The organism is Streptomyces sp. NPDC053560 (assembly GCF_044544605.1).
In the GTDB taxonomy this organism is placed as follows: domain Bacteria; phylum Actinomycetota; class Actinomycetes; order Streptomycetales; family Streptomycetaceae; genus Streptomyces.
This window is the reverse complement of sequence record NZ_JBITXI010000014.1, coordinates 166,673-181,169: the sequence shown is the minus strand read 5'-3', so window position 1 is coordinate 181,169 and position 14,497 is coordinate 166,673. Positions and strand designations below refer to the sequence as shown.

Here is a 14,497-nt window from a genome sequence, read left to right as displayed (position 1 = left end):
TCCGGCGGAGAATTCTTTCCCGCAATTCCCCGCCTTCCCAGAACAGCACATAAACAACTCTTAACCGGACAAATTGCCTCGACGGCGAATATCGCGTCGAGCGCCCTGCCCGGGCCCCGGTAGCCTGGTGGGGTGATTGACCTTCGCCTGCTCCGTGAGGACCCCGACCGTGTGCGCGCGTCCCAGCGCGCCCGTGGAGAGGACGTCGCGCTCGTCGACGCGCTGCTCTCCGCCGACGAGCGGCGCAGGACCTCCAGCGTCCGCTTCGACGAGCTGCGTGCCGAGCAGAAGTCGCTCGGCAAGCTCATCCCCAAGGCCTCCGGCGACGAGAAGGCCGAGCTGCTGAAGAAGGCCGGCGAGCTGTCCGCCGCCGTCAAGGCCGCCGACGCCGAGCAGGACCAGGCCAAGGAGGAGACCCAGTCCCTCCTGCTGAAGCTGGGCAACCTCGTCCACCCCGACGTGCCCGTCGGCGGCGAGGAGGACTTCACGGTCCTGGAGACGCACGGCACGATCCGCGACTTCGGCGCCGAGGGCTTCGAGCCCAAGGACCACCTGGAGATCGGCCAGGCGCTGGCCGCCATCGACGTCGAGCGCGGCGCCAAGGTCTCCGGCTCGCGCTTCTACTACCTGACCGGCATCGGCGCGCTCCTGGAGCTCGCGCTGGTCAACGCCGCCATCGCGCAGGCCACCGAGGCCGGCTTCACGCCGATGCTGACCCCGGCCCTGGTGCGTCCGCACGCCATGGAGGGCACGGGCTTCCTCGGCCAGGCCGCGGAGAACGTGTACCACCTGGAGAAGGACGACTACTACCTCGTCGGCACCTCCGAGGTCCCGCTCGCCGCGTACCACATGGACGAGATCCTCGACGCGGACAAGCTGCCGATGCGGTACGCGGGCTTCTCGCCGTGCTTCCGCCGCGAGGCCGGCACGTACGGCAAGGACACCCGGGGCATCTTCCGTGTGCACCAGTTCGACAAGGTCGAGATGTTCTCGTACGTCGCGCCCGAGGACGCGGAGAACGAGCACAAGCGCCTCCTGGAGTGGGAGAAGCAGTGGCTGAACGGCCTGGAGCTGCCCTTCCAGGTGATCGACGTCGCCACGGGTGACCTGGGCGCCTCCGCCTCGCGCAAGTTCGACTGCGAGGCCTGGATCCCGACCCAGGGCAAGTACCGCGAGCTGACCTCCGCGTCGAACTGCGACGAGTTCCAGGCGCGCCGGCTCTCGGTCCGGATGCGCGACGGCAAGAAGGTGCAGCCGCTGGCGACGCTGAACGGCACCCTGTGCGCCGTGCCGCGCACCATCGTGGCGCTCTTCGAGAACCACCAGCTGGCGGACGGCTCCGTGCGCGTCCCCGAGATGCTGCGTCCGTACCTGGGCGGCCGGGAAGTCCTGGAGCCCGTCGCCAAGTGACCTCACCCGCCACCTCCGCCTTCCCGTACAAGCTCGTCGCGACGGACCTCGACGGCACGCTGCTGCGTCCCGACGACACCGTCTCGGAGCGCACCCGTGAGGCACTCGCCGCGGCCACCGCGGCGGGTGCCGCGCACATCGTCGTCACCGGCCGCGCGGTGCCCTGGACCCGGCACATACTCGATGACCTGGGCTACAACGGCCTCGCGGTCTGCGGGCAGGGCGCGCAGGTCTACCACGCGGGCGAGCACCGGCTGCTGACGTCGGTGACGCTGGACCGGCAGCTGGCCGGCCTGGCGATCGCCAAGGTCGAGGCGGAGGTGGGCCCACTGCACCTGGCGGCCAGCCAGGACGGCCTGGACGGTTCCGTCGTGGTCGGCCCGGGCTACCGCGTCCAGGAGGGCCCGCTGGCGAACGTCCTGGTCGACAGCGCCGCCGACCTGTGGACCGACCCGATCAACAAGGTCTACATCCAGCACCCGGAGCTCTCGGACGACGCACTCGCCGCGGCCGCCCGGGAGGTGGCCGGCGACCTGGTCGGCGTCACCATGGCCGGGCCCGGCATCGTCGAGCTGCTGCCCCTCGGGCTGAGCAAGGCCACCGGTCTCTCGCTCGCGGCCCGCAGGCTGGGCGTCAAGGCCGCCGACACGATCGCCTTTGGTGACATGCCGAACGACATCCCGATGTTCGGCTGGGCCGCGCACGGTGTGGCCATGGCCAACGCGCACGACGAACTGAAGGCCGTCGCCGACGAGATCACCACCTCCCACGCGGACGACGGCATCGCGGTGGTGCTGGAGCGCTTCCTCACCGTCTGACCGTTCGCCCGTCACAGTCTGACCGAGGGGCAGCCCCGCCCGCAGTTTTCCACACCCCCTGTGGAAAACTGCCGCGCGACCTCAGTTGTAGGATGACTGGGCAATCGGGTGAATACGTGCGAGAGGGCGAGGAGCGGGCATGACGTTGCAGGCCGCCGGGCGGCAGTCGCTGGTGGACACCGTCGTCGACGCGCTGCGGGCGCAGCTGAGCGCCGGCGAGTGGCGGATCGGCGACCGGATCCCCACCGAGCACGCGCTCGCCGAGCAGCTCCAAGTGGGCCGGAACACCGTCCGCGAGGCCGTACGAGTGCTGGTGCACGCCGGGATGCTCCGCTCCCGCCAGGGCGAGGGCACGTTCGTGGTCTCCGCCGCCGACCCCGCCACTATCATGCGCGGCGTACAGCGGTCGGGCGTACGTGACGTCCTCGAAGTGCGCATCGCGCTGGAGACGGAGGCCGCCCGGCTGGCGGCCCTGCGGCACGAGCCGGCGGACCTGGAGCGGATGCGGGCCGCGCTGGACGCACAGCGCGCCCTGGAGGACGCCGAGGGCCACCTCGCGGCCGGCAGCCTGGAGCGCTACGCGGACCACGACATCACGTTCCACCAGGCCGTCGTGGGCGCCGCGCACAACGCGGCGCTGAGCGCCACGTACGAGTGGTTCAGCAGCTCCGTGCGCGAGGCGCTGGTCTCGGGGCTCGGCGACCGGGAGGTGCCCCAGCCGCGGCACGGCGACCACCACGCCGTCCTGGAGGCGATCGCCTCGGGCGACCCGGACGCCGCAGAGGCGGCCGCCCGCACGCTGCTGGACCGGCCGAAACGCGCGGTGGAGGCGCTGCTCGCCGAACGGTGAGCCACGCCGCGGCCCGTACGGCAGCCTGCGGCCCGTAGAGGCCGTACGGCGTCCCTGCGGCCGTAGGAGCCCCGACGGCCGCCGCCCTTCCGGCCGCGCCGAGCACCGGAACCATCCCCACCGACAGGAGAGTCACCCGACCATGCCCGGGACCCGACCCGAAGCCCCGCCGGCCGCCGGTACGCCGTCGCACGACGGCACGCCGCTGATCGACGCCGAGGAGGACCTGACGCCGGCGCCGCCGCTCGCCACGGCCCGCCGCCGGCTGCGGGCCCACCCCGCCCTGCTGCTCCTCGGGATCGTCCTCGCGTCCCTCAACATGCGGGCCGCGCTCGCCGGGGTGTCGCCGCTGCTCGGCGAGATCGGCGACCACTTCGGGCTGAATGCCACCGCCAGCAGCCTGGTCACCGTGATCCCGCTGGTCTTCATGGGCCTCGGCTCCTACGTGGCACCGAAGCTGGCCGGGCGCTGGGGCACCGAGACCGTGCTGTTCGGCGCGCTGCTCCTGCTGTGCGCCGGCATCGTCGTCCGCGTCGCGCCGCCGCTGGTGGCGCTCTTCGTGGGCTGCGCGCTGGTCGGCGGGTCCATAGCCCTGCTCAACGTCCTGATGCCCGGGCTGATCAAGCGCGACTTCCCCGACCGGGCCGCACCCATGACCGCGCTGTACTCGACGGCGATGATCCTCGGCGCGACCGTGTCCGCCGCCACCTCCGTGCCGCTGGAGAACGCGCTCGGCGGCTGGCAGGGCTCGCTGGTCGCGTGGGGGCTGCTGGCCGCGGTCGCCGCGTGCGTCTGGCTCCCCCAGGTGGTCATCGCCCGGCGCGGCGCGCGGCACGGGGTGGCCGCGGCCACCCCGAAGCACACCGTCGAGACCGGCCCGAAGCTCGGCCGTTCGCCGCTGGCCTGGCAGGTCACGCTCTTCATGGGGTCGCAGTCGTTGATCGCCTACGTGACCATCGCCTGGCTGCCGACGGTCTTCACCGACCACGGGATGGACAAGGCACAGGCCGGGCTGGTCTTCGCGTTCAGCACGCTGGTGCAGATGGCCGGCTCCTTCGTGGTACCCGTACTGGCCGGCCGGATGCGGGGGCAGCGACTCCTGGCTGCCTGTGTCGCGCTGCTGATGGCGCTCGCCTGCGGGGGCCTGCTCGTCGCCCCGGTGGCCGGGGCGTGGGTGTGGGCGGCGCTCCTCGGGGTCGGGCAGGGCGGTGCGCTGGGCCTCGCGCTGACCATGATGGTGCTGCGGGCCGGCGACCCGCACACCGCCGCGCGGCTGTCGGGCATGTCCCAGACCTGGGGCTATCTGCTGGCCGCCGTCGGCCCGTTGGCGCTGGGCGCGGTGCACCAGGTGACGGACGGCTGGACGCTGCCGATCGTGCTGCTGCTCGTGGTCTGCGCCGGGCTGGTGCTGCTGGGGCTCGGGGCCGGCCGGGACCGCCGGATCGGCGCCTGACCTTCCTGGGGCAGCGCGGCGGTCTCCTTCCGGGGGCCGCCGCGTTCCTGTTGGAGCGCGCGCAGCGTCGCTTCGTGCACGGCGCGTGCCAGCCGCGCGCCCCAGAGGGAGCGCGGCCCGGCGAACTCCTCCACGGGCTCGCCCGGCCGCGGTACCCGTGCGGCGACGCACACCGCGTCCGTAGGCGTGCCCGAGGCGTCCGTCCCGTGGTCGAGCAGCGCCTGCACCTTCGCCTCCGTAGCCGTCATCACCGAGTTGACCAGAGCGGCGTCCCCCAGGGCCACGGGCAGCGTCACGAGGATGTTGATCGTGCCGGGGCGGTACGGGGAGCCCGGCGCGCCCCGCACCATGCCCGCCGGCGCGCCCCGCACCGTGTCCTCCGTCGCGGCCCACCCGCGCACGCCGGTGCCCGCCGTGACAAGCGCCTGTGCGCCCCCGTCATACGCCGACGCGCGGGTGGACAGGATGTCCGCGGCCGTCATCATGCCGACGCCGGGCCCCGTCGCCCCGGCCGCCGCGGCGATCTCCGCGAGGTGCGCCTGCGGGTCACGGCGCGTATAACCGTGCGCGACCTGCGCGTTGAGCACCCAGGAACGCTCGCCGATGCCGCCGCCGAGCACCGCACTGGAGATCACCCGGTGCTCCGGGCCCGGCCGCCACAGAAGCGCCGGCAGGTCCTGGCCGTCGGTGGTGTCGCGGTGCCGAAAGGTGCGCACCGGGAGCGGCGGTATGTGCGTGGTCACTCACGCACCCTACGGTCTGCCCTACCTTGCCCTCATGAGCGATGTGCACGATACGCAGCACTCCGGTGGCCGGCGCCGCGCACGCATCACCCGGCGGGGACGGCTCCTCCTGGCCGCGGGCGCCGCCGTCCTCGTCATCGGTGTCGTGCTCCTGCTGGTCCTCCTGCCGGGCGACGAGCAGGACGCACGGGCCGAGAAGCTGACCCTCCCCGAGGGCCGGCGGGCCTCCCAGGCGTACGCCGCCATCGACAAGGCGCTCCGCGTCGCCCCGGGGACCACCCGGAAGGCGGCCAAGAGGGCCGCCGAGGCCCGGAATCCGGCCAACCGGCTGCGGCTGCCGTCCGAGGCGAAGGGCAACCCCGAGGGGTACCTCTACCCGGCCACGTATCCGGTCGACGAGAACACCACCCCGAAGAGCCTGCTGTCCTTCATGGTGAACACAGCGCGCCAGAAGTACGCGGCGGACGGCCTGCCCCCGACGGCCCGCCCCGGCGGCCTGAGCGCGTACGAGACGGTCGTGGCGGCCTCCGTCGTGCAGGCCGAGGCGGACACCCCGCACGACATGGGCAAGGTCGCACGGGTCATCCGCAACCGGCTCGATCAGGGGATGCCGCTCCAGATGGACTCCACCCTGAACTACGGCCTGGGCCGCTCCACCCTCAACACCAGCCACGCGGACACCCGTACGAACAGCCCGTACAACACCTACCGGCACAAGGGGCTGCCGCCGACGCCGATCGGTAATCCGGGGCAGGACGCGACGCGGGCCGCGATCTCACCCCCGAAGGGCGACTGGCTGTACTTCGTCACCGTCCGCCCCGGCGACACCCGCTTCACCGCCGACTACGAGGAACACCGCAAGAACGTGCGGGAGTTCAACGAGGCCCAGAAGAGCAGCGGATAGGCGGTGCTGCCACTGAGGGGCAGCGGGACCTACTCCTCGCCGGCCAGCGTAAGCGACTTGAGGCGGCGGGCCGCGTACCAGGTCGCCGCGCCGGTGACCACGATGAGCAGCACGACGGCGGGCACGAGGCCCACGTCCGAGGTGATCGCGCCGTCGGCGCCCACCTTCTGGGCCAGCGCGAGTGCCCACTGCTGGACGCTCAGGGTGCGTGCCCCGGGGACGAGGTTGCCGAAGACCGCTTCCCATACCAGCGCGTAGACCAGGCCGATGACGACGGCGTGCCGGGAGACCGTGCCGAGGAACAGGAAGAGGGCGCTGTAGGCGACGGAGGCGACCGCGGCGGCGAGCGCGTAGGCGACCGCGATCTGCTGGCTGTTGCCGTTCAGCACGAAGCCGGCGATCAGTACGGGTACGGCGGAGAACGCGACCGTCACGCCGATCGCGACGAGCAGCTTGGTGACGATGACCGTCGACCGCCGTACGGGCTTGGACAGCAGGTACACCACCGACCCGTCGTCGATCTCCGGGCCGATCGCGCCGGTGCCGGCGATCACGCCGACCAGCGGCACCATCGTGGCCAGCGCGAAGCCGCTCAGGAGGGTGTTGGCGGTGGCATCGTCGGCGCCGGTCAGGGTCCGTACCGCGACGGCGATGACGAGCAGCATGACGGGCAGCGCGATGAGGATGGCGGCACGTCGGCGGCCGAGCAGCGCCCGGTAGGTCAGCCGGGCGACGGTGGGGTGGAAGAGCGATGACATCGCGTCAGGGCTCCTTTCAGGTCGTATGCGACCGCTTCGGTACGGCTTCAGGCCGCTACGAGATAGGAGAAGACCGATTCCAGCGACTCGTCCGACGGCGAGACGGCGAGGAGCCGGATGCCGTGGTCGCGGGCGACGCGCGGCAGCAGAGTGGTGAAGCGGCCGAAGTCGACGGCCTGGATGCGCAGCGCGCCCTCCTCGAGGTCGACCTCGATGCCGGACGTGGAGGGGTCGGCGATCAGCGCAGCTGCCAGTGCCCGGTCGTCGTCGGACCGTACGAGGTAGCGGTGCGGCCGGTCCGTCATCAGGCGCCGGATGCGGCGGAAGTCGCCGGAGGCGGCGTGCCGTCCGGCCACGACGACCTCGATGTGGGACGCGAGCTGCTCGACCTCTTCGAGGATGTGCGAGGAGAACAGCACGGTGCGGCCTTCCTCGCCCATCTGCCGCAGCAGCTCCATGAGCTGCATCCGCTGACGCGGGTCCATGCCGTTGAACGGCTCGTCGAGCAGCAGCACCGACGGGTCGTGCACGAGCGCCGACGCCATCTTCACGCGCTGCCGCATGCCCTTGCTGTACGTGGAGACGCGCCGGTCCTGCGCGTGCTCCATGTCGACGGTGGCCAGCGCGCGGGCCGCCTCCTTGCGGCCCAGGCCGTGCAGTTCGGCGTTGGCGAGCACGAACTCGCGCCCGGTGAGGAAGTCGTACATCGCCTCGCGCTCCGGCACGATGCCGATGTCGCGGTAGATGGCCTCGTTCCGCCAGGTCGGGCGGCCGTCGAGGGTGACGCTGCCGCCGGAGGGCGCCAGGAAGCCGCCCATCATGTTGAGGAGGGTGGACTTGCCGGCGCCGTTCGGGCCGAGCAGTCCGGTCACCCCGGGACCGATGGTCATCGTGATGTCGTTCACGGCCACCACGTTCCCGAACCAGCGGGAGACGTTGCGCATGTCGATCGTGGTCACAGTCCGGCCTTCCGGTAGCGGCGCATCAGGAGGGCGAGCGAGCCGGCGATGAGGCCCAGCACGACGAGGAGGTGGACGGAACCGGCGGCGGTGGACAGGCCGATCCCTTCGGGCGCCGCGCTGGACGCGCCGAGGAAGGTGCTCTGCACGCCGTCGATCAGCGTGATCGGGGAGAACAGCCCCAGCCAGCCGACGATGTCGGTGTTGCCCTGGACGATGGCGACGCCCCGGACGGCGGTGACCGCGGCGTACGGGATGGTCAGGACGGCGATGACGGCGGCGACGCCGAAGCCGCGGCGCGGCGTCAGCGCGGCGATGACCAGGCCGATCGCGGCGTACAGCAGCGAGAGCAGCGCCACCGACACCAGTGCCTGCCCGAAGTTCTCGGTCTGGTCGGCGAAGTCGAGCTTCGCCAGCAGCGCGCCCACGTACAGGATCAGCAGCGGCAGGGCGGTGAGAAGGAACAGCGCGCAGCTCATCGCCGCGTACTTGGCCGCCACGTAGTCGGCCCGTTCGATCGGCCGTGAGAAGTACAGCGGCACGGTCTTGAAGCGCAGGTCGCGGGAGACGGACTGGGGCGCCTGCGAGGCCAGGAAGAGGCCGATGACGGCCTGCAGGTAGATCGCGTACCGAGTGGGCTCCAGCGGGAGGTCGTGCGCCTTGGTGAAGACGGTGACCGCCACGAGGATCGCGGCCGGTACGCACATCACGGCCAGCAGCATCATCGGCAGCACCTTCGTGCGCGCCGAGCGGCCCAGCCCGTAGGCGCCGCGCAGGCTCTGCACGAAGAGCGAGCGGCGGGCGTACGCACGGCCCAGCCGGGCGCCGTCGTAGTGGCGGTAGCCGATGTCGTGGATCGAGGCGGCGGGGCCCGGGCCGCCCACGGGGGCGGTGGTGGACTCAGGCATCGGGGGCTCCTGCGGGGGCTGCTTCGTGGGCTGCGGGGCGCTCTTCCCTGGGGGCCGCGGCGGTGTCGCGGTCGTCGGCGCGGTCGCGGAAGACCTCCGCGATGCGGTGCCGGCGCTGTTCCATGCGGACCAGGCCGAGGCCCAGTTCGGCGACCGTGTCCCGGACCAGGTCGTACGTCTCCTCGCCGGTGGCCTCGACGTACAGCAGGCGGCCCGTGGCGGCCGGATGTCCGTCTCCGGGACCGGGCGCCGGGCCGGTCACCGCGCCCGCTGCGGTCAGCGCTTCGCGCAGCGCGCGCAGCCCGTCCGGGTGCGCGTCGGAGTCGGTGACCTCGATGGCGAGCGAGGTGGTGGCCTGGGTGAACTCGTCCGTGGCCGAGGAGCGCAGCAGTTTGCCGCCGTCGATGACGACGACGTGGTCACAGGTGCGCTCCAGTTCCCCGAGGAGGTGCGAGGTGACGAGCACGGAGATGCCGAAGTCGCGGTGGACACGACGGATCAGGCCGAGCATCTCGTCGCGGCCCGCCGGGTCCAGGCCGTTGGTGGGCTCGTCCAGGAAGACCAGCTGGGGGTCGTGGACGAGCGCCTGGGCGAGCTTCACCCGCTGCTTCATGCCGGTGGAGTAGCCGCCGATGGGCCGGTAGCGCTCTTCGTAGAGGCCGACGTGGCGCAGGGTGTCGGCGGTGCGCTCCCGGGCGGCGGTCGGCGGCAGCCCGGACATCCGCGCCATGTGGACGACGAACTCGGTCGCCGAGACGTCCGGCGGCAGGCAGTCGTGCTCGGGCATGTAGCCGACCCGCTCGCGGATGGCGCCGCCCTCGGTGGCCACATCCAGGCCGAGGACCTCGGCGGTGCCCTCACTGGCGGGCGACAGGCCCAGCAGGATCTTGATCAGGGTGGACTTTCCGGCGCCGTTGGCACCCACCAGGCCGGTCACGCCGGGGGCGATGTCAACGGAGAGCCGGTCCAGGGCGGTCACCCTCGGGTACCGCTTGCTGAGGCTTTCGGTCGCGATCACAGTCACACGTCGACGGTAGTGTCGCCCGCCACACCGGGCGTCACCCCAGACGGCTGGATGTTTCTCCGACTCCAGGCGTAGCTCCCCGTAAGGGGTCGTGCGGGGAGGCGAGGCGCGAACGGCCGGCAGCGGGCCGTGGTGATCGTCCGTGGTCGGCGGGGAAGTTTTCCACAGGCCGGTGACGGACCCTTGACGCAGCCGCCGACCATTGTCACATTCATCAGTGTCAAGTTACGCGCACGTACCGCGACGGAACGGTTGGCGATGACCACAGCAGCGACCGCGAGCACAGCAGCGACCAGGAGCAGGCCCGGAGTCTCGGCGACGAGCGCGGGCCTCCGGGGGTTCAGGGAGGTCCAGCAGCTGGCGTACGCCTGCGCCGAGGCGGTCGCCGCCCAGCTGAAGCCGGGGGTGACCGAGCGGGAGGCGGCCCGCATGCAGCGCCGCTGGCTGCGCGCGCGGGGCGTGACCGACTGGTTCCACCTGCCCTTCGCCTGGTTCGGCGACCGTACGGCCTTCGCGAACTTCCGCATCCCGCTGCAGTTCTTCCCCACCGACCGGGTGCTGGAGCCGGGGATGCCCTTCATCCTCGACATGGCCCCCGTGTACCGGGGCTACACCGCCGACATCGGATACTCCGGCTGCCTCGGCCTCAGCCCGCTGCACGACCGGCTGCTGGCCGACCTGGAGGCGCACCGCGAGCTGCTGCTGCGCGAGGTCCGCGAGCGCCGTTCGCTGCGCGAGATCTACGAGGACGTCGAGCGGCTCATGGTCCGCCAGGGATACGCCAACCGGCACCGCGCCTATCCCTTCGGCGTGATCGCGCACAAGGTCGACCGGGTTCCTCAACGCCGCTGGTCACCCACGCTGTTCGGGTTCGGCACCCAGTCGCTCAAAGGGCTCGCGTCCGACGCGCTGCACGGCCACCGCGAGGGCTGGTCCCCGCTGTGGAGCCCGTACCGCTTCTCCGACCACCCGCCGCAGCCCGGCCTGTGGGCGGTCGAACCGCACCTCGGATTCCGGGGCGTGGGCGCGAAGTTCGAGGAGATCCTGGTCGTCACCGACTCCCGGGACCCCGAGGAGAGCGCCTTCTGGCTGGACGACGATCTGCCGCACGTGCGGCGCTGGCAGGAGGAGAAGGCGGCGTGAGCAAGGCGGTCGGCGAGAGCGGGGAGGCAAGCGTGAGCACGGCACTGGAAGGCGCGCGAGAGCGTCGGATCGCAACGGGGGGCGTGGAGCTGTGCGTCGCGGAGCTGGGCGATCCGGCCCGGCCCACGGTGATACTGGTGCACGGCTATCCGGACAGCAAGGAGGTCTGGTCGCGGGTGGCGCCGCTGCTGGCGGAGCGCTTCCATGTGGTGCTGTACGACGTCCGTGGCTGCGGGCGGTCCACGGCGCCGCAGCCGCTGCGCGGCGGGTACACCCTGGAGAAGCTGACCGACGACTTCCTGGCGGTGGCCGACGCCGTCAGTCCGGGCCGGCCCGTCCATCTGGTGGGGCACGACTGGGGCTCGGTGCAGTCCTGGGAGTTCGTGACGGTCCAGCGCACCCAGGGGCGGATCGCCTCCTTCACCTCGATGTCCGGCCCGTCCCTGGACCACTTCGGGCACTGGATCAAGAAGCGCATGGCCCGGCCCACCCCGCGCCGCGCGGCCCAGCTGCTCAACCAGGGCGCCAAGTCCTGGTACGTCTACATGCTGCACACCCCCGCGCTGCCCGAGCTGGCGTGGAAGGGCCCGCTGGGGAAGCGCTGGCCGAAGATCCTGGAGCGCGTCGAGAAGGTCCCGGCCGGGGACTACCCCACCGCCTCGCTGCCCAGCGACGCGGCGCACGGCGCCTGGCTGTACCGGGACAACGTCCGGGCCCGCCTGCGCCGCCCGCGGGCGGACGCGTACGCGCACTGCCCGGTCCAGCTGATCACCCCGACCGGTGACGCCTTCCTCTCGGAGCGGCTCTACGACGAGCTGGAGCAGTGGGTGCCGCAACTGACCCGCCGCACGCTGCCCGGCAAGCACTGGGTGCCGCGCACCCGCCCGGACCAGCTGGCCGCCTGGATCGAGGAGTTCGTCACGGCCAAGGAGGAGGGCGATCCGGCCAAGGAGGTCGCCGCGCGCGGACGGTACGCGGACCGGTTCGGCGGCCGGCTGGTGCTGGTGACGGGCGCGGCGAGCGGCATCGGGCGGGCGACGGCGTTCGCGTTCGCCGAGGCCGGCGCGCGGGTGGTCGCGGTGGACCGGGACGCCGAGGGCGCGGCCCGTACGGCCGACATGGCCCGGCTGATCGGGGCCGGCGCCGCCTGGGCGGAGGCGGTGGACGTCGGTGACGAGGCGGCGATGGAGAAGCTCGCCGAGAAGGTCGCCGCCGAGTACGGCATCGTCGACGTCCTGGTGAACAACGCGGGCATCGGCCTGTCCGGCTCCTTCCTGGAAACCACCTCCGAGGACTGGAAGAAGGTCCTGGACGTGAACCTCTGGGGCGTCATCCACGGCTGCCGGATCTTCGGCCGGCAGATGGCCGAGCGCGGCCAGGGCGGCCACATCGTCAACACCGCCTCGGCCGCCGCCTATCAGCCCTCCAAGACCCTGCCGGCGTACAGCACCTCCAAGGCGGCGGTGCTGATGCTCAGCGAGTGTCTGCGCGCGGAGCTGGCCGGCCGGGGCATCGGGGTCAGTGCCATCTGCCCCGGCCTGGTCAACACCAGCATCACCTCGACCTCGCACGTCGCCGGGGTCTCGCCCGAGGAGGAGAAGCGCCGTCAGTCCAAGGCCGCCCGGCTGTACGGCATACGCAACTACCCGCCCGAGAAGGTCGCGGACGCCATCCTGCGCGCGGTGGTGCGCAATCAGGCGGTCGTGCCCGTCACCCCGGAGGCCCGTGGGTCGCGCGCCCTCTCCCGCTTCGCGCCCCGTGCCCTGCGCGCACTGGCCAGGATCGAGCCGCTGTAGGGGGCGAGCGTGACGGTACGGCGGTCCGTGCGGGGCGTGAGCCGGGGTGGCGCGACCGGCGCCGGGCGTTGGTCGCGCCGGCGCGGGCGGCCGTACCATCCCTCGCAGGAACGGGCTCCGCGCAGGACGGCCCTGTACCTCGCCCACTCCCCGCCGCCGCCCGGGCCGCCGGGGGAACGGGCCGGGCGGCGCGGGCCATCTCGTGAGGAGCACCGCAGTGACCGAGCAGCACCGCCCCGCGGCCGAGTACCGCATCGAGGAGCTGGCGCACCGGAGCGGCGCCACGGTCCGTACGATCCGCGCGTACCAGGACCGTGGGCTGCTGCCCAAGCCGGAGCGGCGGGGCCGGGCGAACGTCTACGGTGACACGCACCTCGCCCGGCTGCGGCAGATCTCGGACCTGCTGGACCGCGGGTACACCCTGGCCAGCATCAAGGACCTGCTGGAGGCCTGGGACTCGGGGCGCGGGCTGAGCGGGGTGCTGGGGCTGGTCGCCGAGATCGACGGGCCCTGGACGGACGAGGAGACCGGCCGGATCACCCGCCAGGAGCTGGACGCGACCTTCGGCGGCACCCCGGACGAGGCGGCGGTGGCGGACGCGGTGGAGCTGGGGGTCCTGGAACCGGTGCCGGGCAGTGCGGAGGAGTTCCTGGTGCCCAGCCCGCAGGAGCTCGCGGTCGCGGCCGAGCTGCACTCCGCGGGGGTGCCGCTGCCCGCCATCTCGGGGCACCTGCGGGAGCTGCGGGTACAGGTGGAGCACATAGCTTCCCGCTTCCTGGACTTCACCACCGAGCATGTCTTCCAGCAGTACTTCGACCATCCGCCGAGCGACGCCGAGGCGGAGGAGGCGGCGGGGCTCGTCCGCCGGCTGCGGCCGCTGGCCCAGCAGACGGTGGACGCCGAACTGGCCCGCGCCATGCGGTCGTTGGCGAGCCGCTACCTCCGTCACCACCTGCACAGCGAGCCCCCCGAGCGGACCTCGGCCGAGCACGTACCGCTGCCGGCCGCCACCGTGCAGGCCGTCCGTGACCTGGTCGGCCCGGCGGGTGTCGCGGCGTTCGTCACCGCGGCCACCGAGCGCGAGGTGAGCGCCCGCCGGATGGACGCGCTGGTCGCGGACGCCGCACCCGCTGGGCCCGATGCCGACGAGAACCGCGGCGCGGGGCCCGCCCGGTGAGAACATCACCCCATGGACCGTCCGCATCTGCCCAGCACCGAAGCCGTCGTCGACGCCGTTCGTGAGGCCGCCCGTGCGTACGGCCGCGACATCGAGGTGACCCACGACATCGGGGCCGACCGCTCCGGCCGCCGGCTCTCGGCCGGTGCGTTCGTCGTCGCCGACCCGGACGGCTCGCTGCCGCACGAGGCGTACGTCGAACTGACCGGTGGCCGACCGCGCATCACGGTCGAGGTCTTCTCCGAGGACGACGCCACCGTCACCGTCGAGGGCATCCCCTTCCAGGACCTGCCCCGCGACTCCGTCCCGGCCTTTCTGCACGCGGTGCTGGGCGACCTCGCCCACGTCAAGGGCCGTTTCTTCCCGCCCGGCTGATGGCTGGTGGTGCCGCTCCCCGGTGACGAGACGTACAAGGAGCTGATCACGGGGGTCGATCTGACGCCCTGGCTCAGCTCCCGTGTGCGGTCATGAGGTCGAGCGGCTCTTGATCGACAGGCGCGGCCGATGTTTCACGTGAAACAGGAGGTTTCCGCGAAACGGGACATCGTGTTTCA

12 protein-coding genes and 2 pseudogenes are annotated in these 14,497 nt (G+C 72.3%); 9 read left to right on the top strand and 5 right to left on the bottom strand.

The features are described from left to right. Positions 1-132 precede the first annotated feature (132 nt). The 4 genes from serS to ACIGQF_RS30640 all read left to right on the top strand — a co-directional run bounded on the left by serS (position 133) and on the right by ACIGQF_RS30640 (position 4,531). On the top strand, positions 133-1,410 hold the full coding sequence (serS, locus tag ACIGQF_RS30655; RefSeq protein WP_399716877.1) for a serine--tRNA ligase: 1,278 nt from the start codon (positions 133-135) through the stop codon (positions 1,408-1,410). Next, a complete protein-coding gene (locus ACIGQF_RS30650) occupies positions 1,407-2,228 on the top strand; it encodes an HAD family hydrolase (protein ID WP_399716874.1) in 822 nt (273 codons plus the stop codon). Before serS ends, ACIGQF_RS30650 begins: the two co-directional genes overlap by 4 nt. Positions 2,229-2,367: 139 nt before the next feature. Beyond that, a complete protein-coding gene (locus ACIGQF_RS30645) occupies positions 2,368-3,078 on the top strand; it encodes a FadR/GntR family transcriptional regulator (RefSeq protein ID WP_399716872.1) in 711 nt (236 codons plus the stop codon). A gap of 142 nt (positions 3,079-3,220) precedes the next feature. Beyond that, positions 3,221-4,531: a CynX/NimT family MFS transporter gene (locus ACIGQF_RS30640; protein ID WP_399716869.1), complete on the top strand. Its 1,311-nt coding sequence runs from the start codon at positions 3,221-3,223 to the stop codon at positions 4,529-4,531. Between the two features lie 53 nt (positions 4,532-4,584). Here the strand turns inward: ACIGQF_RS30640 and ACIGQF_RS30635 are convergent. Then, positions 4,585-5,274: pseudogene (locus ACIGQF_RS30635) on the bottom strand (adenosylcobinamide amidohydrolase); the annotation flags it as partial. Between the two features lie 34 nt (positions 5,275-5,308). On the opposite strand from ACIGQF_RS30635, the gene mltG reads away from it, so the two are divergent. Further along, positions 5,309-6,178, top strand: a complete 870-nt coding sequence (mltG, locus tag ACIGQF_RS30630; RefSeq protein WP_399716866.1) for an endolytic transglycosylase MltG — start codon at positions 5,309-5,311, stop codon at positions 6,176-6,178. 29 nt (positions 6,179-6,207) lie between these two features. On the opposite strand, the gene ACIGQF_RS30625 is transcribed toward mltG, so the two are convergent. From ACIGQF_RS30625 to ACIGQF_RS30610, 4 genes are read right to left on the bottom strand one after another with little or no spacing between them, the layout of a single operon-like run. Next, complete coding sequence (locus ACIGQF_RS30625; protein WP_399716863.1) at positions 6,208-6,936, bottom strand: ABC transporter permease subunit; 729 nt, start codon at positions 6,934-6,936, stop codon at positions 6,208-6,210. A 47-nt stretch (positions 6,937-6,983) separates the two neighbouring features. Beyond that, on the bottom strand, positions 6,984-7,880 hold the full coding sequence (locus ACIGQF_RS30620) for an ABC transporter ATP-binding protein (RefSeq protein ID WP_399717171.1): 897 nt from the start codon (positions 7,878-7,880) through the stop codon (positions 6,984-6,986). Positions 7,881-7,891: 11 nt separating this feature from the next. Further along, positions 7,892-8,803: an ABC transporter permease subunit gene (locus ACIGQF_RS30615; RefSeq protein WP_399716860.1), complete on the bottom strand. Its 912-nt coding sequence runs from the start codon at positions 8,801-8,803 to the stop codon at positions 7,892-7,894. After that, positions 8,796-9,827 (bottom strand): ABC transporter ATP-binding protein, encoded by a 1,032-nt coding sequence (locus ACIGQF_RS30610; protein ID WP_399716857.1) that lies wholly within the window; start codon positions 9,825-9,827, stop codon positions 8,796-8,798. Before ACIGQF_RS30610 ends, ACIGQF_RS30615 begins: the two co-directional genes overlap by 8 nt. 258 nt (positions 9,828-10,085) lie before the next feature. On the opposite strand from ACIGQF_RS30610, the gene ACIGQF_RS30605 reads away from it, so the two are divergent. The 4 genes and pseudogenes from ACIGQF_RS30605 to ACIGQF_RS30590 all read left to right on the top strand — a co-directional run bounded on the left by ACIGQF_RS30605 (position 10,086) and on the right by ACIGQF_RS30590 (position 14,414). Continuing rightward, the gene (locus ACIGQF_RS30605; RefSeq protein ID WP_399716855.1) at positions 10,086-10,970 is read left to right on the top strand and encodes a M24 family metallopeptidase; all 885 of its coding nucleotides are present in this window, start codon (positions 10,086-10,088) and stop codon (positions 10,968-10,970) included. 32 nt (positions 10,971-11,002) lie between these two features. Beyond that, entirely contained in the window at positions 11,003-12,766 is a 1,764-nt protein-coding gene (locus ACIGQF_RS30600; protein ID WP_399716852.1) for an SDR family oxidoreductase, read from the top strand. 217 nt (positions 12,767-12,983) lie between these two features. After that, complete coding sequence (locus tag ACIGQF_RS30595; protein WP_399716849.1) at positions 12,984-13,943, top strand: MerR family transcriptional regulator; 960 nt, start codon at positions 12,984-12,986, stop codon at positions 13,941-13,943. 12 nt (positions 13,944-13,955) lie between these two features. After that, positions 13,956-14,414: pseudogene (locus ACIGQF_RS30590) on the top strand (hypothetical protein). Positions 14,415-14,497 lie beyond the last annotated feature (83 nt).

Excerpts from the sequence above, each read along its gene's own strand:
- ACIGQF_RS30645 (WP_399716872.1), top strand. The coding sequence starts at position 2,368 with ATGACGTTGCAGGCCGCCGGGCGGCAGTCGCTGGTGGACACCGTCGTC.
- ACIGQF_RS30640 (WP_399716869.1), top strand. The coding sequence starts at position 3,221 with ATGCCCGGGACCCGACCCGAAGCCCCGCCGGCCGCCGGTACGCCGTCG.
- mltG (WP_399716866.1), top strand. The coding sequence starts at position 5,309 with ATGAGCGATGTGCACGATACGCAGCACTCCGGTGGCCGGCGCCGCGCA.
- ACIGQF_RS30625 (WP_399716863.1), bottom strand. The coding sequence starts at position 6,936 with ATGTCATCGCTCTTCCACCCCACCGTCGCCCGGCTGACCTACCGGGCG.
- ACIGQF_RS30620 (WP_399717171.1), bottom strand. The coding sequence starts at position 7,880 with ATGCGCAACGTCTCCCGCTGGTTCGGGAACGTGGTGGCCGTGAACGAC.
- ACIGQF_RS30615 (WP_399716860.1), bottom strand. The coding sequence starts at position 8,803 with ATGCCTGAGTCCACCACCGCCCCCGTGGGCGGCCCGGGCCCCGCCGCC.
- ACIGQF_RS30605 (WP_399716855.1), top strand. The coding sequence starts at position 10,086 with ATGACCACAGCAGCGACCGCGAGCACAGCAGCGACCAGGAGCAGGCCC.